Origin of the sequence: Sphingobacterium populi, assembly GCF_001586775.1 — a bacterium.
Lineage (GTDB): Bacteria > Bacteroidota > Bacteroidia > Sphingobacteriales > Sphingobacteriaceae > Sphingobacterium > Sphingobacterium populi.
Genome location: NZ_LQXS01000003.1, coordinates 425,721 through 447,159, shown reverse-complemented (window position 1 = coordinate 447,159; position 21,439 = coordinate 425,721). Strand labels below are relative to the sequence as shown.

At 42.3% G+C, this 21,439-nt stretch carries 22 protein-coding genes; 16 read left to right on the top strand and 6 right to left on the bottom strand.

Features of this window, described 5'->3' with window-relative positions; all coding sequences use genetic code 11:
- The first annotated feature begins 15 nt into the window (after window positions 1-15).
- The 8 genes from frr to purE all read left to right on the top strand — a co-directional run bounded on the left by frr (window position 16) and on the right by purE (window position 6,740).
- Window positions 16-579, top strand: coding sequence for a ribosome recycling factor (gene frr, locus A0125_RS09785; RefSeq protein ID WP_066755083.1), 564 nt, complete (start codon window positions 16-18; stop codon window positions 577-579).
- Window positions 580-680: 101 nt separating this feature from the next.
- Window positions 681-1,685 (top strand): sugar phosphate isomerase/epimerase family protein, encoded by a 1,005-nt coding sequence (locus A0125_RS09780; protein ID WP_066755081.1) that lies wholly within the window; start codon window positions 681-683, stop codon window positions 1,683-1,685.
- 120 nt (window positions 1,686-1,805) lie between these two features.
- The gene (locus A0125_RS09775) at window positions 1,806-2,492 is read left to right on the top strand and encodes a zinc metallopeptidase (protein WP_066755079.1); all 687 of its coding nucleotides are present in this window, start codon (window positions 1,806-1,808) and stop codon (window positions 2,490-2,492) included.
- 96 nt (window positions 2,493-2,588) lie between these two features.
- The gene (gene ffh, locus A0125_RS09770) at window positions 2,589-3,932 is read left to right on the top strand and encodes a signal recognition particle protein (protein ID WP_066755078.1); all 1,344 of its coding nucleotides are present in this window, start codon (window positions 2,589-2,591) and stop codon (window positions 3,930-3,932) included.
- A gap of 58 nt (window positions 3,933-3,990) precedes the next feature.
- Window positions 3,991-4,578, top strand: a complete 588-nt coding sequence (locus A0125_RS09765) for an NADH-quinone oxidoreductase subunit A (protein ID WP_066755076.1) — start codon at window positions 3,991-3,993, stop codon at window positions 4,576-4,578.
- A gap of 5 nt (window positions 4,579-4,583) precedes the next feature.
- The gene (locus tag A0125_RS09760) at window positions 4,584-5,090 is read left to right on the top strand and encodes an NADH-quinone oxidoreductase subunit B (RefSeq protein WP_380883961.1); all 507 of its coding nucleotides are present in this window, start codon (window positions 4,584-4,586) and stop codon (window positions 5,088-5,090) included.
- 1 nt (window position 5,091) lies between these two features.
- On the top strand, window positions 5,092-6,234 hold the full coding sequence (locus A0125_RS09755; protein ID WP_066755072.1) for a 5-(carboxyamino)imidazole ribonucleotide synthase: 1,143 nt from the start codon (window positions 5,092-5,094) through the stop codon (window positions 6,232-6,234).
- Window positions 6,234-6,740 (top strand): 5-(carboxyamino)imidazole ribonucleotide mutase, encoded by a 507-nt coding sequence (purE, locus tag A0125_RS09750; protein ID WP_066755070.1) that lies wholly within the window; start codon window positions 6,234-6,236, stop codon window positions 6,738-6,740. Before A0125_RS09755 ends, purE begins: the two co-directional genes overlap by 1 nt.
- Window positions 6,741-6,797: 57 nt before the next feature.
- Here the strand turns inward: purE and A0125_RS09745 are convergent, their stop codons facing one another.
- Window positions 6,798-7,388 carry an RNA polymerase sigma factor gene (locus A0125_RS09745; protein WP_066755069.1) on the bottom strand — a complete coding sequence of 197 codons (591 nt, stop codon included), beginning with the start codon at window positions 7,386-7,388 and terminating at the stop codon, window positions 6,798-6,800.
- Between the two features lie 211 nt (window positions 7,389-7,599).
- On the bottom strand, window positions 7,600-8,871 hold the full coding sequence (locus A0125_RS09740) for a serine hydroxymethyltransferase (RefSeq protein ID WP_066755067.1): 1,272 nt from the start codon (window positions 8,869-8,871) through the stop codon (window positions 7,600-7,602).
- 221 nt (window positions 8,872-9,092) lie between these two features.
- On the opposite strand from A0125_RS09740, the gene A0125_RS09735 reads away from it, so the two are divergent.
- The 7 genes from A0125_RS09735 to A0125_RS09705 all read left to right on the top strand — a co-directional run bounded on the left by A0125_RS09735 (window position 9,093) and on the right by A0125_RS09705 (window position 16,740).
- The gene (locus A0125_RS09735) at window positions 9,093-9,446 is read left to right on the top strand and encodes a HesB/IscA family protein (RefSeq protein WP_066755066.1); all 354 of its coding nucleotides are present in this window, start codon (window positions 9,093-9,095) and stop codon (window positions 9,444-9,446) included.
- Window positions 9,447-9,761: 315 nt separating this feature from the next.
- Window positions 9,762-13,172 (top strand): isoleucine--tRNA ligase, encoded by a 3,411-nt coding sequence (gene ileS, locus A0125_RS09730; protein WP_066755064.1) that lies wholly within the window; start codon window positions 9,762-9,764, stop codon window positions 13,170-13,172.
- Between the two features lie 3 nt (window positions 13,173-13,175).
- Window positions 13,176-13,559 carry a TraR/DksA family transcriptional regulator gene (locus A0125_RS09725; RefSeq protein WP_197464841.1) on the top strand — a complete coding sequence of 128 codons (384 nt, stop codon included), beginning with the start codon at window positions 13,176-13,178 and terminating at the stop codon, window positions 13,557-13,559.
- Between the two features lie 100 nt (window positions 13,560-13,659).
- The gene (locus tag A0125_RS09720) at window positions 13,660-14,310 is read left to right on the top strand and encodes a lipoprotein signal peptidase (RefSeq protein WP_066755060.1); all 651 of its coding nucleotides are present in this window, start codon (window positions 13,660-13,662) and stop codon (window positions 14,308-14,310) included.
- A complete protein-coding gene (locus A0125_RS09715; RefSeq protein ID WP_231863195.1) occupies window positions 14,267-15,283 on the top strand; it encodes a M20/M25/M40 family metallo-hydrolase in 1,017 nt (338 codons plus the stop codon). The genes A0125_RS09720 and A0125_RS09715 overlap by 44 nt, the downstream gene beginning before the upstream one ends.
- 10 nt (window positions 15,284-15,293) lie before the next feature.
- Complete coding sequence (locus tag A0125_RS09710) at window positions 15,294-16,199, top strand: SDR family oxidoreductase (RefSeq protein WP_066755056.1); 906 nt, start codon at window positions 15,294-15,296, stop codon at window positions 16,197-16,199.
- Window positions 16,200-16,212: 13 nt separating this feature from the next.
- On the top strand, window positions 16,213-16,740 hold the full coding sequence (locus tag A0125_RS09705) for an acyl-CoA thioesterase (RefSeq protein WP_066755054.1): 528 nt from the start codon (window positions 16,213-16,215) through the stop codon (window positions 16,738-16,740).
- 7 nt (window positions 16,741-16,747) lie between these two features.
- Here the strand turns inward: A0125_RS09705 and A0125_RS09700 are convergent, their stop codons facing one another.
- From A0125_RS09700 to A0125_RS09685, 4 genes are all read right to left on the bottom strand, one after another.
- On the bottom strand, window positions 16,748-17,155 hold the full coding sequence (locus A0125_RS09700) for an EVE domain-containing protein (RefSeq protein WP_066755052.1): 408 nt from the start codon (window positions 17,153-17,155) through the stop codon (window positions 16,748-16,750).
- A 39-nt stretch (window positions 17,156-17,194) separates the two neighbouring features.
- Window positions 17,195-17,545 (bottom strand): gliding motility protein GldC, encoded by a 351-nt coding sequence (gldC, locus tag A0125_RS09695; protein ID WP_066755051.1) that lies wholly within the window; start codon window positions 17,543-17,545, stop codon window positions 17,195-17,197.
- Window positions 17,546-17,611: 66 nt separating this feature from the next.
- Window positions 17,612-17,851: a hypothetical protein gene (locus A0125_RS09690; protein ID WP_066755050.1), complete on the bottom strand. Its 240-nt coding sequence runs from the start codon at window positions 17,849-17,851 to the stop codon at window positions 17,612-17,614.
- Window positions 17,848-19,164 carry a DEAD/DEAH box helicase gene (locus A0125_RS09685; RefSeq protein ID WP_066755049.1) on the bottom strand — a complete coding sequence of 439 codons (1,317 nt, stop codon included), beginning with the start codon at window positions 19,162-19,164 and terminating at the stop codon, window positions 17,848-17,850. Before A0125_RS09685 ends, A0125_RS09690 begins: the two co-directional genes overlap by 4 nt.
- Window positions 19,165-19,290: 126 nt before the next feature.
- On the opposite strand from A0125_RS09685, the gene A0125_RS09680 reads away from it, so the two are divergent.
- Window positions 19,291-21,429, top strand: a complete 2,139-nt coding sequence (locus A0125_RS09680) for a S46 family peptidase (RefSeq protein ID WP_066755048.1) — start codon at window positions 19,291-19,293, stop codon at window positions 21,427-21,429.
- The last annotated feature ends 10 nt before the right edge of the window (window positions 21,430-21,439 follow it).

Genomic DNA, 21,439 nt, shown 5'->3' with positions numbered 1-21,439 from the left:
AAAGATTATCAAGATATGAATGAGTTAATTTCTCTCGAATTAGACGATTGCAAAGACAGCATGAATAAATCGGTAGCACATACCGAAAATGAGTTGACAAAAATCCGGGCAGGCAAAGCCTCTCCAGGTATGTTAGATGGTGTTTTCGTAGACTATTATGGCTCAGCTACACCATTGGCGCAAGTAAGTAATGTCAACACGCCTGATGCGCGTACAATCGTCGTTCAGCCATGGGAAAAGTCTTTAATTGGCGCTATTGAGAAAGCCATTATTGATGCCAATCTAGGATTGAACCCGCAAAATGATGGTATCGTGATTCGATTAGCTGTACCAGCACTTACTGAAGAACGAAGAAGAGATTTAGTCAAAAAAGTAAAAGAAGAAGCAGAGCGCGGTCGCGTATCGATTCGTAACATTCGTAAAGATGCCAACGAGTCAATCAAAAAATTGAAAAATGACGGTGTTTCTGAAGACGAGATTAAAACAGGTGAAGCCGAAGTACAGAAGCTAACCGACAGCTATATCGTTAAAGTAGATCAACTCGCTGATCTGAAAGAAAAAGATGTGATGACGGTATAAAAACTGCTCTATCAAAAAAATAAGAAAGGATTTCTAGTTTATAGAAATCCTTTCTTATTTTTGGTATAACCACAACAATAAACCCAACACAAACACATACCATGAAATCGATCAATCGCAGAAACTTTTTACGTCATTCTGGTCTTGGATTGGCAGCAGCTGCACTAGCACCGCATTGGCTCTCTTGTAGTTCTTCTGAAGACATTACCAGTTCGCCTTTCAAAAATATCGGGATTCAATTATTTACCTTGCGTGATCTCTTGGACAAAGATGCCAAAGACACATTGGAAAATGTAGGCAAAATAGGCTACAAACATGTTGAAACATTTGGTGTCAATACGGGAAATAGCACCTTTTGGGGAATTCCAGTAGCAGATCTTGTAAACATCCTGAAAGATAATAATCTTAAAACCCACAGCGGGCATTATGACCTGAGCAATTATTTGACAAAAGGAAGCACACAACCTGAAGACATAAATAAATACATCGAGATTGCGCACACGCTAGGTCAAGAGTACATTGTTGCTCCTGTTCCTCCGATGACGGATCTTAATAAATTAACTGCATCTGATTATCAGTTTTTTGCCGAACAGCTTAATGCCGCTGGCGAATTGTCGAAGAAAGCAGGCATCAAAATGGCTTATCATAATCATTTCTGGGAATTTAGACCTTTTGGCAATGGCACCAAAGGATTGGATATCTTGATTGCTTTCACCGATCCTGAATTAGTGGATTTCGAACTAGATCTTTACTGGGCTGTAAAAGCGGGTGAAAAACCGCAAACCTATTTTGAAAAATACCCAAACCGATTCCCGATGTGGCACATAAAAGATATGGATCGTAGCTTTAGCGAACCTTTGGCAACGCCTGAGGTAAATCCACGCACGGGAAAACGCGAGCCAATGGATCTAGGAGAAATATTCAAACAAATTAAATACGCCGAAGTAGGGTCTGGCAGTATTGACTTTGCTAACATCATCCGCTTCGATGAGCAATCGGGTTTGAAATATGCCTTTGTAGAACAAGATGAGATCTACATGCCAAACAAGTTTGAAAGCATCAAGAAAAGTTATGATTACGTGCAACGCAATTTAGCTAAATCGTAATTCTACTGCCATAATTGCAGTGCTCATCACAATAAACAAGACATAAATACTATATTTAGATTATTCGGAGCATTGGAATATTTTTTGAGTAAGTTTCAGTAGACATTAAGACGAAAGAATATGTATTGGATTATTTTTATAGGAATTGCCGTAATTAGCTGGATCGTACAATATCGATTCAAGAGTAAATTTAAGAAATACTCGGAAATGCCCCTTACATCGGGTTTATCAGGTGCCGAAGTAGCAGAAAAAATGCTGCGCGAAAACGGACTGACGGATGTTGAAATCATTTCGGTAGAAGGACAATTGACAGATCATTACAACCCAGCCAACAAAACAGTAAACTTGAGTCCAGAAGTATATCACGGTCGTAGCGTAGCTGCTGCTGCGGTAGCTTCACACGAATGCGGGCACGCTGTACAACATGCTACTGCGTACTCGTGGTTACAATTGAGATCATCACTAGTACCGATGGTAAGCATCGCCTCACGCATGACGACTTGGGTACTATTGGGTGGTATTATTCTTATGGCGGTAAGACCAGAACAGATATGGCTACTCGCGATTGGTGTTGGTGCTTTAGCGCTTACCACTTTATTTAGCTTTGTAACGCTTCCAGTAGAATTTGATGCCTCCAACCGTGCATTAGCTTGGTTAGATGGTGCAAATATCACACACAGCACAGAAGAGCATGATGGCGCAAAAGACGCTTTGAAATGGGCCGCTATGACTTACGTTGTTGCAGCGTTGGCTTCGTTAGCAACTCTTTTGTACTATGCATACATCCTTTTCGGACGTAGAGACTAAATATATTAAAGCTTATAAAATTTATAAAGCCGGGGCATTGCTCCGGCTTTTTTCGTAGCTTTGCACTACGTATCATATTGCGGATAATACAGGATTATGTTTTCAAACTTACAAGACAAACTAGACAGAGCGTTTAAAGTCCTTAAAGGACAGGGTAACATTACGGAGATCAACGTGGCAGAAACCATGAAAGAGATTCGGAAGGCATTGTTGGATGCCGATGTGAACTACAAAACCGCTAAATCTTTTACCGACGAAGTAAGAACCAAAGCATTAGGTCAAAATGTATTAACCAGCATCTCCCCTGGTCAGTTGCTCACCAAGATTATGAGCGACGAATTGACCAACTTGATGGGTGGTTCGGTGACAGAGTTAGAGATCACTAAAAACCCGACGGTTATCTTAATCGCTGGATTGAACGGTGCGGGTAAAACCACTTTCTCCGGAAAACTAGCGAACTTTCTACGCGAACAAAAAGGTAAAAAACCATTATTGGTAGCAGGTGACGTATACCGCCCAGCAGCGATTGATCAATTAGAAGTGTTAGGACAGCAAGTCGGCGTTCCTGTGTATGTAGATCGTGCATCCGAAGATCCGATTGCCATTGCAGTAGCCGGTGTAGCAGAAGCAAAACGCAATGGTAATAATGTCGTGATTATCGATACGGCTGGTCGTTTGGCGATTGACGAAGCCTTAATGGTGGAGATCACGGCCGTTAAAGAAGCTACACAACCACATGAAATCTTGTTTGTAGTAGATTCTATGACCGGACAAGATGCCGTAAATACCGCAAAAGCATTTAACGATCGTTTGGACTTCACCGGTGTCGTTTTAACCAAATTGGATGGGGATACGCGTGGTGGTGCAGCTTTATCAATTAAATCTGTCGTCAACAAGCCGATCAAATTTATCGGTACAGGCGAGAAGATGGAAGCGCTGGATGTATTCCATCCAGATCGTATGGCTTCCCGTATCTTGGGTATGGGTGACGTGGTTTCCTTGGTAGAACGTGCACAACAGCAATTTGACGAGAAAGAAGCGGCCGAACTTCAGAAGAAAATCCGCAAGAATAAATTCGATTTCAACGATTTCAAATCCCAGATCCAGCAGATCAAAAAAATGGGTAACATGAAAGACCTGATGGGCATGATTCCCGGCGTTGGAAAAGCAATAAAGGATATTGAAATCGAGGACGACGCTTTCAAACCTATTGAAGCGATCATCGATTCAATGACACCATACGAACGTCAAAACCCAGATGTGATTGACCAGAAAAGACGCGTGCGCATTGCCAAAGGTTCGGGCACGAATATCGATGAGGTCAATAAGCTAATGAAGCAATTTGGTGATATGCGTAAGGTAATGAAACAAATGTCGAATCCAGGTATGATGTCCAAGATGATGCGCAACATGCCAAAATCACCCGGCAAACCTTTTTAAGAAAGCACATACATCTCTTTTATTTCTCGGACAAGGACATTTTCCTTAACTTTGTGATATGGATGACCCCGCACAGTTATCAGAATATGGAAAAATACTATCCCTTGCGATAGTAGGCCTTATTTTGGTGTGTGGTACCATCTTCATGGCTAAGCTGATATCCCCTAAGAAACCTAATCCCATCAAACAAAGCACATACGAATGTGGTGAAGAAGCACGTGGAACATCGTGGGTTCAGTTTAACCCTCGATTTTATGTTGTTGCGCTAGTTTTCTTACTCTTCGATGTAGAATTGATCTTTATTTTTCCTTGGGCAACTGTTTTTGGTAATGCAGAATTTATCGCCTGGGACGGGAGATGGGGATGGTTTACGATGATTGAGATGGCGATCTTTATCGGCATTTTGATCGTCGGATTGGTGTACGTTTGGAAAAATGGAGATCTTAATTGGATCAAACCGAAGACAGAGATTCCACGCGTAGATGTACCTATTCCAGCATCTGCGTACGATTCTATCAACCAGAAGACATACAGCATACGGAGCTATCAGCAAATTACTTCGGAACAAACCGAACCGGTGAAGGCAGAAAAACCCGCGCTTGCAAAGCCTGGTTTTACACCTCGTTTCAAAAAAGCTAAAGATTAATGAACATGGAGCAAGCAGGACAACAAGGCGGTGTTATGATCGCCAAGATGGACGACCTATTGAACTGGGCTCGGCTTTCTTCCCTTTGGCCGCTTAGTTTCGGGATCGCTTGTTGTGCTATTGAAATGATGGGCGCCATGGCAGCCAACTACGATTTAGATCGACTTGGCGTTTTCCCTCGGCCTTCGCCCCGCCAGTCGGATGTGATGATAATCGCCGGGACAGTAACCTTCAAAATGGCAGATCGGATCAAGAAATTGTACGAGCAAATGCCCGAGCCGAGGTATGTAATCTCGATGGGTTCCTGCTCCAATTGCGGCGGACCTTACTGGCAGCATGGCTATCATGTAGTAAAAGGCGTAGACAAAATTATTCCAGTAGATGTGTACGTGCAAGGCTGCCCACCGAGGCCAGAAGCATTGATTGGCGCATTTTTAGAATTACAAAAAATAATAGAAAAACAAAACCTGCTCAAGGATAATATCTTCCCGCAAGCAGTATCAAACACATAATATGGGAAAAGATTTTTATGGGGACTTACGTTTGGGTATTCTGGGCGGTGGCCAATTAGGCCGCATGCTTATCCAAGACGCGATTAATTACAACGTGAATATTCACGTGTTGGATCCCGACCAGAATGCCCCTTGCAAACGACTCTGTAACCACTTCGAAGTCGGTTCACTATCCGACTTTGACACCGTGTACAATTTCGGTAAAGGTCTAGATATGATCACGATCGAAATCGAGAAAGTAAATGTAGACGCCCTGGAAAAACTAGAAGATGAAGGCGTACTAGTGTATCCACAATCACGCGTTATCCGCTTGATTCAGGATAAAGGATTGCAAAAACAATTCTTTAAACAAAATGATATTCCAACCGCAGCATTCCAATTTGTGTCGGCCAATGAAGGTCTAAAGCAAATAGATTGGGCGTTCCCCTATATACAGAAACTACGTAAAGATGGTTATGATGGCAAAGGTGTGAAGAAAATCAATAGCGCCATAGATCATCAAACCGCTTTTCCAGAACCTTCCATTATCGAAAAAATGGTTGACTTTGAAAAGGAAATTGCCATCATCGTAGCTCGTAACGACCACGGCGATGTGAGCACTTTTCCAATGGTAGAGATGGAATTCAATCCACAAGCTAACTTAGTAGAATTTCTGATCTCTCCTTCTACGTACTCTAAAGAAATACAAGCCGAAGCCGAAGAAATTGCTAAAAAAATTGCGAACGATTTGCAGATAGTTGGCGTATTGGCGGTAGAAATGTTCTTGACGAAAACAGGTGAAATCCTTGTGAACGAACTGGCTCCAAGACCACACAACAGCGGTCATCAAACAATTGAAGGCAACGTTACTTCTCAATTCAATCAGCATTTACGTGCGATTTTCAATTTGCCACTAGGCAATACAGACAATCTTCAGCATGCCGTAATGATCAACGTGTTGGGCGAAGATGGTTACGAAGGTTTGGCTAAGTACGAGGGAGTAGAAGAGATTCTTAGCATCGATGGTGTTTACTTGCACCTTTATGGAAAAAAAATCACTAAACCGTTTCGCAAAATGGGACATGTCTGTATCGTCAACGAGGATCGTGAAAAAGCTATTACGAACGCACGTAAAGTACAATCCATTTTAAAAGTTAAAGCATAATGAGCACAAATAAACCGTTAATTGGCATCATCATGGGCAGTAAATCTGATCTTCCAGTGATGCAAGATGCTATCGACGTACTAAAACATCTAGAGGTATCTTTTGAAGTATCAGTCGTATCCGCGCATCGTACTCCGCAGCGTATGTTTGATTATGCCAATGCAGCTGCCGAACGTGGTTTAAAAGTAATTATTGCTGGTGCTGGCGGCGCGGCTCACTTGCCTGGAATGGTCGCATCGATTACGCACTTGCCCGTTATTGGTGTTCCTGTAAAATCCTCTAATTCAATAGATGGTTGGGATTCTATATTATCTATTTTACAAATGCCTAACGGTATACCTGTTGCTACAGTAGCGCTCAATGCTGCAAAGAATGCCGGTATTCTGGCTGCGCAAATGGTGGCTATTGCCGATCATAAAATTGCGGAAAGATTGATTGCTTTTAAGGCTGATCTAAAAGAAAAAGTAGAGCAATCTGCTACGGAAGTAGAGAATACTGACTTCTAAACAGCCGTTAACTGCTGACCAAATTAAACGGGATAGTAAAGCCTATTAAGGCCATTACTATCCCGTTTGCAATATCATTTGATGATCTTCGATCATTTTTCGCAGATTGCTCAAGGCATACCGCATACGGCCTAAAGCCGTATTAATACTTACTTCCGTCACATCAGCAATATCTTTGAAGCTCATATCGCAAAAGTGGCGCATAATGAGTACTTCTTTCTGATCGTCGGGCAGAAGCTGGATTAATTTTTTAAGATCTACATCGCGCTGGTCTTTTACCAACTTGGATTCAGCATTGTCGTCCGAAAACTGCAGCACCTCAAAAATATCAAATCCATCATTATTCACTACCGATGGTGCTCGCTTCTCCTTACGGAAATGATCAATAACCATATTATGTGCAATACGCATTACCCAAGGCAAAAACTTACCTTCGTCATTATAACGCCCCGCCTGTAAGGTATTAATTACTTTGATAAAAGTTTCTTGGAAAATGTCTTCAGCTAAAAAATCATCTTTCACCTGTAGGTAGATCGATGTATAAATCTTCGATTTATGCCGTTCTAAAAGAACCTGAAGGGCTCTTTCATCCCCTGAAACATACGCTTGGATCAACTCTTGATCGCTCAATTTGTTAAATATTTTCATAATGGTCTCCTAATGCTAAGAGTTTTATGTCCTTTTTGCGTAGTGTTGTTTCGATAGGCGAAGTCTATATGTTTAGTGTCACCAAATTGAATCAAAAAAATTGACTATTCAAATATAGTGCGATTATTTTAACGTTTATTCACACTGTATCATAACAAAAATAGCTCCACTTTTTGAGAATGGAGCTATTTACATCAGGTATTTTACAATACTATTTATAAAGAGGGAATTGTCCCATCAATTCGACCACCTTACCGTGGATAGCCGCTAATTGCGCATCATTTCCAGCATTTACTAATGCTTCATCAATCAATTCACCAATTTGAACAATTTCCTGCTCTTTGATACCACGAGTCGTGATCGCTGCTGTACCAAAACGCACGCCTGACGTAACGAATGGAGAGCGCGTATCAAAAGGAACCATATTCTTATTGGTCGTGATACCCGCTTTGTCTAATACCGCTTCGGCTTCTTTACCAGAGATATCTTTGTTGCGAAGATCGACCAACATCAGGTGATTGTCTGTACCTCCTGAAATGATGTGATAATCTTTCTCTACAAAGAATTTGGCCAAAGCAGCAGCATTTTTCTTCACCTGTACGATGTAATCCATGTATGAATCGCTCAATGCTTCGCCATAAGCAATTGCTTTAGCAGCGATCGTATGCTCCAATGGACCACCTTGTGTACCTGGGAAGACCGCAAGATCTAATAATTGTGTAATCGTACGAACATCGCCTTTAGGTCCTTTGATTCCCCAAGGATTTTCGAAATCTTGTCCAACCATGATCATACCGCCACGTGGCCCGCGCAATGTTTTGTGCGTTGTCGTGGTTACGATGTGACAGTGTGGAAGTGGATCGGTCAATAAACCGCGTGCGATCAATCCAGCTGGATGCGAGATATCGGCTACCACTAAAGCGCCCACTTCATCCGCTACTTTGCGAATACGTGCATAATCCCAATCGCGTGAGTACGAAGAAGCCCCACAGATAATTACTTTAGGTTTCTCGCGGCGTGCCGTTTCCTCCAATTGATCGTAATCGATCAATCCTGTTTCTTTTACAACACCATAGAAATGTGGCTCATACAATTTACCCGAAAAGTTTACTGGAGATCCATGTGTCAAGTGACCGCCATGCGATAGGTCAAAACCCAGAATCTTATCGCCCGGCTTAAGGATGGCTAAAAATACCGCAGCATTTGCCTGCGCTCCTGAGTGTGGTTGTACATTCACCCATTGCGCACCGAAAAGTTGCTTAGCACGATCAATAGCGATATCTTCAATCTGGTCAACGACTTCACAGCCACCATAATAGCGTTTGCCCGGCAAGCCTTCTGCATATTTGTTCGTTAAAACAGAACCAGCAGCTTCCATCACTTGCTTGCTCACAAAGTTTTCTGAGGCAATTAACTCAATACCCTCTTCTTGACGTTTTAGCTCCTCAGCTATCAGATTAAATATAGCCTGATCTCTTTCCATGTTGTATGTAAATTTTAGTAGATTTTACTCTTTTAATAATTGTGAGCAAATATACTTCTTATTTAAGAACTTATCTAAAATCTCGTGCTATTTTAATGATCTAATCAATGCAGGTACGATATCATTGAAATGTAGCACTATTGTCAAAAACATAGCGCCCAAAATATTGTATTAAAAAATGTGTATTTTTGTTAAGGATTAAAGATTAAAAGGTAAGGATTATGAGTACAGAAAGTATAGTAGCTCCGGCACCTCTTACGTTGACGGAAGGAGCTATAAAAGAATTACGAAAACTGATAGATCAGCAAGAGATTAGTCCTGATTTTGGTTTGCGTGTAGGTGTAGAAGGCGGTGGATGCTCTGGCATGAGCTACCTTTTGGGCTTCGACCAAAAAAAGGAAGGCGATAGCGAATACAATATTGAAGGCATCCGTATTTTTATGAATAAAGGACATGGGCTGTACCTTGCCGGTATGGAAGTAGACTTTAAGAACGGATTGGATGCCAGAGGATTTACTTTCAATAACCCCAATGCTTCTAGCACCTGTGGTTGCGGAAGTTCATTCTCGGCTTAGTGCTTTATTAGCGCATCCTATTTGATATACCACTCATTGGAGTGATTTAGCGATTAAAGGCGTTTATTCTACCTGCATTAGGTGCGAATAAATGCCTTTTTCGATCACAGCATTTATGCAAAGCGCTTCTTAGCATCGTCTGTATTACACATCGCCTACACAAACGATGAGCGCCGCTTCATAAATCCTTTTTCTCTTTCAACAATCAACGTTCGCATCCACTTAAAAACGATATTTCAACGATCTGGAATGCAGGTTCATCCTTTCGTCGAAAATATGTAAATTAGCGACCTTTAAAAACTGATAATACACGTCATGTACAAAGAATATAAACAACTGAATCTACCGGAAATAGGAAAGGAAGTATTGAAGCGATGGGAGTCGGATAATATCTTTGAAAAAAGTATTTCGAACCGCCCTGCCAGCAAGCCTTATACTTTCTACGAAGGTCCGCCATCAGCGAATGGTATGCCTGGCATCCATCACGTCATGGCTCGGGCGATTAAGGATATATTCTGCCGTTACAAGACTTTGAAAGGCTTTCAAGTAAAACGTAAAGGAGGCTGGGACACGCATGGTCTTCCGATCGAACTCGCTGTCGAAAAGACATTAGGCATCACCAAAGAAGATATCGGTAAAAAAATCACCGTAGAAGCTTACAACGAAGCTTGTCGCAATGAAGTAATGCGTTACACTGATGTGTGGAACGATCTGACGATGAAAATGGGTTACTGGGTTGATTTGGAAAACCCGTATATCACCTACAAAAATAGCTACATTGAGACCTTGTGGTTTCTATTGCAGAAACTGTACAAAAAAGGATATTTATACAAAGGATATACGATCCAACCTTATTCGCCTGCAGCGGGTACAGGTTTAAGCTCCCACGAGCTTAACCAACCGGGCACGTATCAAGATGTGAAAGACACGACTATTGTCGCTCAATTCAGAGTGGACAAAGGACAAGTGCATCCGTTGATCGGCACTTTAGTAGAAACTCCCGAAGAAGATGTCGCTTTCATCGCTTGGACGACTACGCCATGGACTTTACCTTCCAACACAGCTTTGGTCGTTGGTAAAAATATTGACTACGTCAAAGTGCGCACTTTCAATCAATATACTGGCGAGCCCGTATCTGTTGTGCTAGCGCAAAACTTGATCAACAAGCATTTCAAAGCCGAAGGGAAAGATGCGTCGTTTCAAGATTATAAATTAGGCGACAAAATCATCCCTTGGGAAATAGTAGCCAATTTCAAAGGCGAGGAACTGGTAGGATTACGCTATCATCAATTGATGCCGTACATCACTTCTGATGAGTTGATCGAAAAAGCATTCCGCGTTATTCCGGGAGATTTCGTCACGACAGAAGATGGTACCGGTATTGTACACGCCTCACCTACTTACGGTGCAGACGATTTTCGTGTAGCCAAAGAGCACGGCGTACCGGGCATCTTGGTAAAGGATGAAAACGGCAAAGACGTACCAACGGTAGATCGTACGGGTCGCTTTGTCAAAGAAATCAGCGACTTCGGTGGTCGCTTCGTGAAAGAAGAATACTACAGTGCCGAAGAGCGCGCAGATAAAGATTTTCGCCCTACGGATGTGCTTATTGCAATCAAGCTGAAGGAAGAAAACAAAGCCTTCGATGTGAAGAAATATGAGCACACCTACCCACACTGTTGGCGTACCGACAAGCCGATCTTGTACTATCCGCTGGATAGTTGGTTCATACGCACTACGGCCGTAAAAGATCGTTTGGTAGAACTAAATAAAACCATCAACTGGAAACCAGAATCGACCGGAACGGGTCGTTTTGGCAATTGGTTGGAAAATTTGGTGGATTGGAATCTATCGCGCTCACGCTATTGGGGAACACCGCTTCCGATCTGGCGTAGTGAAGATGAGAATGAAGAAATCTGTATCGGTTCGATCGCAGAGCTAAAATCTCGTTTGGAAGATGCTGTACAATCGGCTGCACTTTCTGACGAGGAGAAAGCGGTGAACCAATCTTATTTGGATAAATTCGGCACAGAAGAGCTGGATCTGCACCGCCCATACGTGGACGATATCGTGTTGGTATCTGATGGCGGACAGAAATTGTTTCGCGAGCCAGATCTAATCGATGTATGGTTCGATTCTGGCGCAATGCCATACGCGCAATGGGGATTGGATCAGGAGAAATTGGCAGCTGGCGAGGACATGCCGTTCCACCCAGACTTCTTGAATGCTTTCCCGGCAGATTTTATCGCCGAAGGCGTAGATCAAACACGTGGCTGGTTTTTCACTTTGCATGCAATCTCTACGATGGTCAAAGATTCGGTCGCGTTCAAAAACGTCATCTCTAATGGCCTGGTTTTGGATAAAAATGGCAACAAGATGTCCAAACGATTGGGCAACGCGGTCGATCCATTCAGCACTTTAGAAAAATACAGTGCCGACGCCACACGTTGGTACATGATCAGCAATGCATCGCCTTGGGAAAATTTGAAATTCAATGAGGAAGGGTTAGATGAGGTACGTCGTAAATTCTTTGGAACGATTTACAACACGTATGCATTCTTCGCGTTGTACGCGAATATCGATAAATTCTCTTACAGCGAAGCCGATATCGCATTGGCCGAACGCCCAGAGATCGATCGTTGGGTGTTATCGTTACTAAATAGTTTAACGCAAGAAGTCGATACGTACTACAACGAATACGAACCGACCAAAGCAGCACGGGCGATTCAAACGTTTGTGGATGAAAATCTAAGCAACTGGTACGTGCGTCTGTGCCGTCGTCGTTTCTGGAAAGGAGATTACAGTGCCGACAAAATATCGGCCTACCAAACCTTGTATACTTGTCTGGATACGCTTTCTAAATTAATCGCGCCAATCGCACCTTTCTTCGCGGATAACTTATATCTTGATCTGAATAATGCGACGAAAAAAGAATCATTTGAATCCGTGCACTTGGCAGATTTTCCAACATTCAGCACTGATGTGATTGACACCGACTTAGAAGAGCGCATGCGCTTGGCGCAAGACATTTCTTCCTTGACATTGTCACTGCGCAAGAAGACGAGCATCAATGTGCGTCAGCCTTTAGAAAAGATTTTGTTACCGGTGTTGGACAATGCTTTCCAAGCAAAGGTGGAAAAAGTACAAGAATTGATTTTATCGGAAACGAATATCAAGAAAATAAATTTCATCACAGACACCACCGGCATCATAAAGAAAAAAATTAAACCAAACTTTAAAGCCCTTGGCGCTAAGGTAGGCAAGGATATGAAGACAGTAGCTTCGGCTATTAAAGCTTTCAGCGCAGCCGATATTCAGGCGTTGGAAACCAACAATCAGTTGGCTTTGAACAACCTACCGTACACCATTACGTTGGAAGATGTCGAAATTATTGCGGAGGATGTGGAAGGCTGGCAAGTAGCCAATCTAGGCAGATTGACCGTCGCACTGGACGTACATATCTCGCCAGAATTGCGAAAAGAAGGTCTTGCGCGAGAATTAATCAACAGAATTCAAAATATTCGCAAGGATAAGGGATTTGCAGTAACCGACCGTATTCAAGTGACTATCAGCGACAACACAGAAATCCGCGAAGCGGTTACCGATAATTTGTCGTATATTTGCACCGAGATTTTAGCGGACGCCCTCAACTTTGGCAGTATTTCTGTAGGAGACAGCGTTGAGATAGACGAAAAGAATTTATTGCTATTGGTTGAAAAAAATTAAATTATGGAAAAATTTGAAAAAACACGTTACGGCGACGCGGAACTTCAAGAGTTTAAAACAATCATTCTTGAAAAACTCCGTGTAGCTAAAGAGGAGCTTTCCTCATTGACCAAATCGTTAAGCAATAGCAATGCGAATGGTACAGATGATACCGCTGGCACCTACAAGACTTTAGAAGATGGATCTGCAACTTTAGAGAAGGAGCAAATCAATCAGTTAGCAGCACGTCAGAAGAAATTCATTGACAATCTGGAAGCAGCACTAGTACGTATCGAAAACAAAACTTATGGCGTGTGCCGTGAGACTGGCAAGTTGATCCAAAAGGAACGTTTGAAAGCTGTGCCACACACTACTTTAAGTATCGAAGCGAAAAACAAGCAATACTAGACACTAATTTTACTATTTAAGACTGTCCAAATGGCCGGAGCTTACTTTTTATCAAAGTAGACTCCTATATTTGGACAGTTTTACTGTTTTGTACATATACATGAAAGCCTACTCGCGTCCGTTATTATTGATATTTGGGGTATTATTAATCGACCAACTTTCCAAATTCTGGGTAAAGTTAAACATGACCATCGGACAGGATATTCCGGTACTTGGTGATAAATTTCTGATCCATTTTATTGAAAATAATGGAATGGCTTGGGGACTGGAATTTGGTGGCGATTATGGTAAGCTCCTGCTTACACTATTTCGTATTGTCGCCATTTGCGGTATCGGCTACGGACTGCACCATATGATTAAGAATAATTACCACAAGGGCTTTATCTTAAGCGTGGCATTAATCATGGCAGGTGCTATTGGTAATATTATTGATAGTGTATTTTATGGTCGCATCTTTAGCGAGAGCACATTTTATCAGCAGGCCGAATTATTTCCTGCCGGTGGAGGTTATGCTTCTTGGTTTCATGGCAAAGTGGTCGACATGCTTTATTTCCCTATGTTTGAAGGCACTTTTCCGACTTGGTTCCCTGTTTGGGGTGGAGAAGATTATTTATTCTTCAGTCCTGTATTCAATATAGCAGATTCGGCAATATCGATCGGTGTATTTTTAATACTCATCTTTCAGAAACGCTATTTCAAAGAAGAAGATGAGCAAAAGACCGAAAATAGAACAGCCGTCATTGACAATTAAAAAACCACTATACAATACATACTTTATGGTTTTCTCTCGTACTTCGCTCTCCACATTAGTAATGCTACTACTGGTCAGTACGACCACTGTATTTGCCCAATCTAGCAAAGCTATCTTAAAACAACATGTTTATTTTCTGGCATCTGACGAAATGAAAGGCCGGGAAACAGGCAGCGCAGAAGTAGAACAAGCAGCACAATATATCGAAGCGGAATTTAGCAAATATGGCCTCCAACCAAAAGGCAACAACGGTTATCGACAAGATTTTACCGCAAAAATTACGCGTGTACCAGTGGCAGATTCATTGCGACGAGCGGCTAATATTATTGGATTTTTGGATAATAGTGCAGCGAAGACGATCGTGATCGGAGCACATTATGACCATTTGGGCCACGGCACCATCGGTGGCTCGCGCGATACCTTGCATATTGGCGAAATCCATAATGGTGCAGACGATAATGCATCCGGCGTAGCCGGATTGCTAGAGCTCGCCCGTCACTATAGCCAGAACGAAGTGAAAGAATCCTTCAATCTGCTTTTCATTGCCTTTGGCGCCGAAGAACTGGGCCTGTTAGGTTCTAAGCATTTTACACAAAACCCGACCATTCCCTTGAATCAGATTCGTTGGATGCTCAATATGGATATGATAGGACGTTATCAACCTGAAAATGGATTGGCCATTATTGGACATGGTACTAGCCCAGCATTCGTCGAAATCTTTGACGGCGTTACCAGCGACATCAAATTTTACACGAGCAAAGATGGCAATGGCGGATCAGATCAAACTTCGTTTTACAAAAAAGATATTCCTGTATTGTTCTTCCATACAGGCGGCCATCCTGACTATCATATGGCTAGCGATGATGCCGATAAAATAGATTATAAGGCATTGCAATCCATTGTCGATCTGGAAATAAAAATCATCGATCGATCCATGCAGGTAGCAGATATGCCTTTCCAATGGACGAACTAAAACCATCACTATGCGTATTCTAATTACAGGTTCGAATGGATTTCTTGGACAAAAGTTAGTGAAGCGACTGGCAGCGGAATCAGGCAACAGCCTAATCTGTACCTCCGGCTCAGCAGATCGTATTAGTTCAGATATTCCACATAAATTCTTACAGGTAGATTTTAGCGATCCTAAGCCTTTATTAGAGGCTATAGTCAATTTTCGGCCGACTCATATTATCCATACGGCCGCCATCAGTAGTGTGGATGTCTGCGAAAAAGATCCTGTTCAATGTCAAACCGTGAATGTAGATATTGTTAGTGAGCTGGCCACCGTGTCAAAAAAGCTAGATATTCACCTTACTTTTCTCTCAACTGATTTCGTCTTCGACGGACAGAACGGACCTTACACGGAAACAGACGCTACGTCTGCCTGTAATGCGTATGGCCAAAGCAAAATTCATGCGGAAAAGATCTTACGCGATTCAGGTTGCCGTCACGCGATTCTTCGAACCATCTTGGTATACGGTTCCCCAAATAAAGGAAGTAGTGCACGCAACCTTGTCATCTGGGCAAAAGAAGCTTTATTTAAGCAAGAAAACATTCGCGTTGTATCTGATCAATGGCGCATGCCCACTTGGGTAGAAGATTTGGTAGAAGCTTGCTATCTTGCGGCAAAGAAACAGGCAAATGGCATTTATCATATTAGTGGTGATAAGATGATGTCGGTCGAAGAAATCGTGCATGAAGTAGCCGATTACTGGAATTTGGATCATTCGCTGATTACGCCCATCACGGCGCAAGAAATTGGTCAAAACAAAAATCGGCCACGTAAAACAGGCTTTGTACTTGATAAAGCTAAACGCGAACTCGGCTTTACACCCACCCCATTTCTCAAATCCTTGGAAAAGATCAACGAAGAATTAAACAGCATTTAAACAAAAGACGATCATGCAATCAAAACCAGCCCATCACTCTTATACCGAGATGAACGAATTGGTGCTCCCGAATGATACCAACACCTTTGGCAACCTGATGGGCGGAAAACTGCTGTACTGGATGGACATCTGTTCGGCGATGGCCGCACAGAAACATTGCAACAATGTGGTCGTTACGGCATCGGTTGATAATGTTTCTTTCAGAAGGTCGGTCAAACTAGGTGAAGTTGTCACGATTAAAGCACAAGTTACCCGCGCATTTAATAGCTCCTTGGAAGTCCGTATGGAAGTTTTTGCGCAAAATCTGCCTAAAGGTACAATGGAAAAATCCAATGAAGCGTATTATACATTCGTAGCATTGGATGAGGCCGGTAAACCAAAAGCAGTGCCAATGCTTATTCCGGAAACGGATAATGAGAAAGCTTTGTACACCTCGGCATTGCAAAGAAGGGAACTTCGCTTGATATTATCAGGAAAACTAAAACCAGAGAACGCAGAAGTATTGCAAGATCTGATCAAGTTATTTCAGAAAGGAGAATAGCTAACGCTTAGCTATTCCCCATTTCTACAATACGGTCAAATTCGGCCTGCTTTAGTGGCATTACCGACAAGCGGCCTTGCTTTACCAAAGCTACATCTTCTAGCATTTTATCTGCTTTGATCGCTTCTAGCGTGACTGGCCTTTCAAAAGATTGTACGGGTGCCAAATCTACGACCACCCATTTCTCATCATCCGTAGTAGGATCTTGATAGAATTCTTTCACGACCTTTGCCATACCGACTACTTCCTTGCCTTCATTGCTATGATAGAAGAGTACGAGATCGCCTTTCTTCATCGCTTTCATGTTATTGCGCGCTTGATAATTGCGCACACCATCCCAAAAAGTTTGACCATCTTTATTAAACTGCTCCCAACTGTATTTGAAGGGCTCGGACTTCACTAAAAAGTAATTCATATGCAAAGGAATGATTTGATAGTTTAAAGAGTTGATCGCTTAGCTTTGCTGTTCTAGTACTTCCATCTTATCCGCAAAATGAGCGCAGTAGTCACGCAAATCAGCGATTACTTTTTCTGCCATCGGATCACCACCAGAAGCACGTAAAAAGGAATCGCCCAGTGTTTGCACCGTTTCATAAAAGAAACGTTTCATCTCATCGTACGGCATATCTTTGGTCCACAAGTCAATACGTAATGAATTCTTGTATTGCGCATCCCAAAGCGCTAAGAACATCGCTTTAGAAACCATCTCGTCCGATGTTTCGCCATCAGATGAAGACCAACGGATTACTTCCGGAACATTTTTATCGTCTAACTCGACATTGAGTTTTATCTCTGCTTTCTTCATATCTCTTCTTACTAAAATTATAAACGTGTTTTTATATCCGCCATTAAAAGGTCAAAAAAATATCCATTATAGAATTTTGATGAGCACGGCACATACCGCCGTAAATAGAATAAACGTAATCTGCATCCACCAAAGCTTTTGCGTGTCGCGCGCCCACAGTCTACACAAAATATCAACGACCAGCACGACAACGACTAATAAGATGAGCCAACCCCAAGAGAACAGCGCTTTGCCCTCCTCTCCTAATTCGGAGATAGCCCATACTAAGATGCATGCTAGTACGATATTTAGCGGAGACAATCTCATCGACGTTTTGCGGTTTTTTTCGGGCTTCGTTTGTTGCCGCTGCCAGATTTAGACTTCTTTGGTTTTGGAGTGAATTTTTTCTCATGAAACGCGCCTTTAAAGTCTGGATTTTCTTTACGCATCTGCATATCAATCTCACGCGCGATGGCTTGCCTTTCGTCAAAACCGGTAGGTTCTACAATCACGCCTTCTGGCAGTTCCATCACAGGAATGCTTTGTCTGATGAGCTTCTCAATTTTCTTGACGTAATATTCCTCTGCCGGATTGCAAAATGTAATGGCATCACCATTATTGAATGCGCGGCCGGTACGGCCAATGCGGTGTACATAATCTTCGATCACAATAGGCACATCAAAGTTGATGACGTGACTCACATTGGAAACATCCAAACCGCGCGCCGCCACATCCGTGGCAACGAGAATACGTACAGCGCCTTCTTTAAAGGCATTAATGGAGTTAATACGTGTATTTTGCCCTTTATTGGCATGAATTACACGCACTTCGTCCGAACTATATTTACGATCGAGGTACACAAATATATTATCCGCTACGGTCTTAGTTTTGCAGAAAACAATCACTCGGTGAAAAGCTTCGTCGTCTTTAAATAAAACCTGCAGTAAGTTAAGCTTCGTTCTGAGGTTAGGAGCTTTATATAGCACCTGCGTTACCGTAGATGCAGGCGTAGCTTGTTCCGTCACTTCAATTACAGTCGGGAAAGCCAAGAAATCGCCGGCTATTTTGCGTACCAGCTCACTCATGGTTGCCGAGAAGAGCATATTTTGTCGTTTTCGTGGCAACACCTCCAAAATGCGGTGAATTTTGCCAATAAATCCCATGTCCATCATCTTATCGGCTTCGTCCATCACCAAAAATTTAATCATTTTGGTTTGGATATGTTGGGAAAGATAAAGATCAAGGAAACGACCTGGTGTCGCGACAATAATGTCACAACCTTTTTCTAATTGTTCCTTTTGTGTTTTCGGCCCTAAGCCGCCATATAATAATACCGTCCGCAGATCGAGGTAAGTAGAAAAAAGACGAATTTGCTCTTCAATCTGCATCGCCAGTTCTCTGGTTGGCGATAAGATCAGTGCGCGCGGATGATCGCCTTTTGCGTATTTTAGTGCCATTAACAAAGGCAATACAAATGCTGCCGTTTTGCCGGTGCCCGTTTGGGCAATCCCCATAACATCTTGTCCTGACAGCAAAGGCGTAATCGCCTTTTGCTGAATCTCGGTAGGCACAGTATATCCTGCCTCCGCAATTGCGTTCAACAGTTGTCTGTTGAGTTTAAAATCTTCAAAAGATGCCATTGTACAAAGATAGTAAAACCTATGACAACCCGTAGAATAGGATGCTCACGGCATGGTCATATCAATAGGTTTTGTTTTAAGGATTATTTGCGCGAATTTTGTCGACACGATATAAACACAACACACATGAAAAGAATAACGTTTATCTTACTGCTATCTGTAGTAAGCTTTGCTGCTTGGGCAGATGAAGGAATGTGGTTTTTGATGCACCTCAAAAGGCTCAATGAAGCCGACATGCAGAAAAAAGGGCTACAGCTAACAGCAGAAGAAATTTACAGCATCAACAATTCGAGCATCAAAGATGCCATTGTACAGTTTAATGGCGGCTGTACCGCAGAGATTGTGTCTAAGACGGGTTTGGTATTTACGAATCACCACTGTGGTTATGGCGCGATCGCCGAATTATCTACGCCAGAGAAAGATTACCTAACGAATGGCTTTTGGGCACAAAACTATCAGGAAGAATTAAAGCCGAAATCGCTTTACGTCCGTTTCTTTGTCCGTATGGATGATGTATCAAAACGCATCTTAGGTTTGGTGAACAATAGCATGAGCGAGAAAGAGCGCGAACAAATCATCAACAAAGAGATCGCGAAGATCGAACAAGAGAACAGCGAAGGTGGAAAATATGTAGTTTCTGTACGTCCGTTTTACAATGGCAATGAATATTACTATTTCGTTTATCAAGATTATACCGATGTACGATTGGTAGGAACGCCGCCGAATAGCATCGGCAAATTCGGCGGAGATACAGACAACTGGGAATGGCCACGCCACACCGGAGATTTTTCGGTTTTTCGTGTATATGGCGACAAAGATGGTAATCCAGCCGCCTATTCTACTGAAAACGTACCGCTAAAACCTAAATATTCTTTACCAATTAGCATCAAAGGATTCCAAGAAGGCGATTTCTCCATGATTTTAGGCTATCCGGGAAGAACCAATAGATGGATGAATGCGGCCGGAATTGATCAGAATGTAAAATTTGCGTATCCAGCTTGGGTAGATGCCTCAAAAGTAGGTATGGATGCCATGAAAAAACACATGGATCAGCATCAAGATGTCAAATTAAACTATGCATCTACGTATTCTGGTGTAGCCAATTACTGGAAAAATCGTCAAGGAATGATTGATGCCCTAACTCAACATGGCACTGCGGCGACCAAACGTAAGCAAGAAAAACGTTTTCAAAAATGGGCAAATCGTCCAGAAAACAAAGAATTGTATGGCCAAGTGATTCCGACAATCAATGCATACTACGCAGCTACGAATGCAAAAGCACGCCATGATAATTACTTGACGGGTTTGTTACGCTCATCTTCTTTAGCGGCCATTCCTTATTCTTTAGGCAACGGATTGATCCAGTACAGTAATGAGAATGAAGCCAAACGCCAAGAAATGCGCCCTCGGTTGGAAGCTTACATCACCAACAATTACGAAAAGATGTATTTGCCGTTAGAGAAAGCCGTGTTGGCAGACGAGTTGAACTTATACACAGCAAAAGCGGGTGACATCGCACCCTATTTTGCAACGATGGCTAGCCAAAATCAAGGGAATTTTTCTGCAGATATTGACGCTGCCGTGGAAAAAAGTCTTTTCAAATCGATGGAAAGTCTTCATGCATTCCTAGATAATCCTGATGCTGCGACAGTGGAAAATGATCCCTTGTTTCAACTATCATCTGCCTTAATGCAAAAGTATCGCGAGAGCTCGCCAGAGCTCGAAACAGAGAAAGACGCTTTCCAAACAGCACAACGCTTATATGTAAAAGGCGTATTAGAGATGGATCCGCAAGGAAAATATTATCCTGATGCAAACTCAACTTTGCGCTTAACTTACGGTAGCATTCGTGCTCTTCCTAACGATAAACGTAATGATGCGAAAGTGAATAACTACACCACTTTAACAGGAACAATCGCGAAGTATGTTCCTGAAGATGAAGAGTTTGACTTACCAGCTAAACTCATGGAATTGGAGAAAAACAAAGACTATGGCCGCTATGCCGATAAAGCTGGATATATGCCAGTAAACTTATTGAGCGATCAGGATATCACCGGAGGAAACTCAGGATCTCCAGTTTTAAATGGAAAAGGCGAATTAATTGGCATTGCATTTGACGGTAATATTGAAGCAATGGCAGGAGATGTGATCTTCGACCCCAAATTACAAAGAACAATATCGGTCGATATCCGCTACGTGTTGTTTATTATTGACAAGTTTGCAGGTGCAAAAAACATTATTGACGAACTAACCATTGTAGATTAAAAGGCATTGA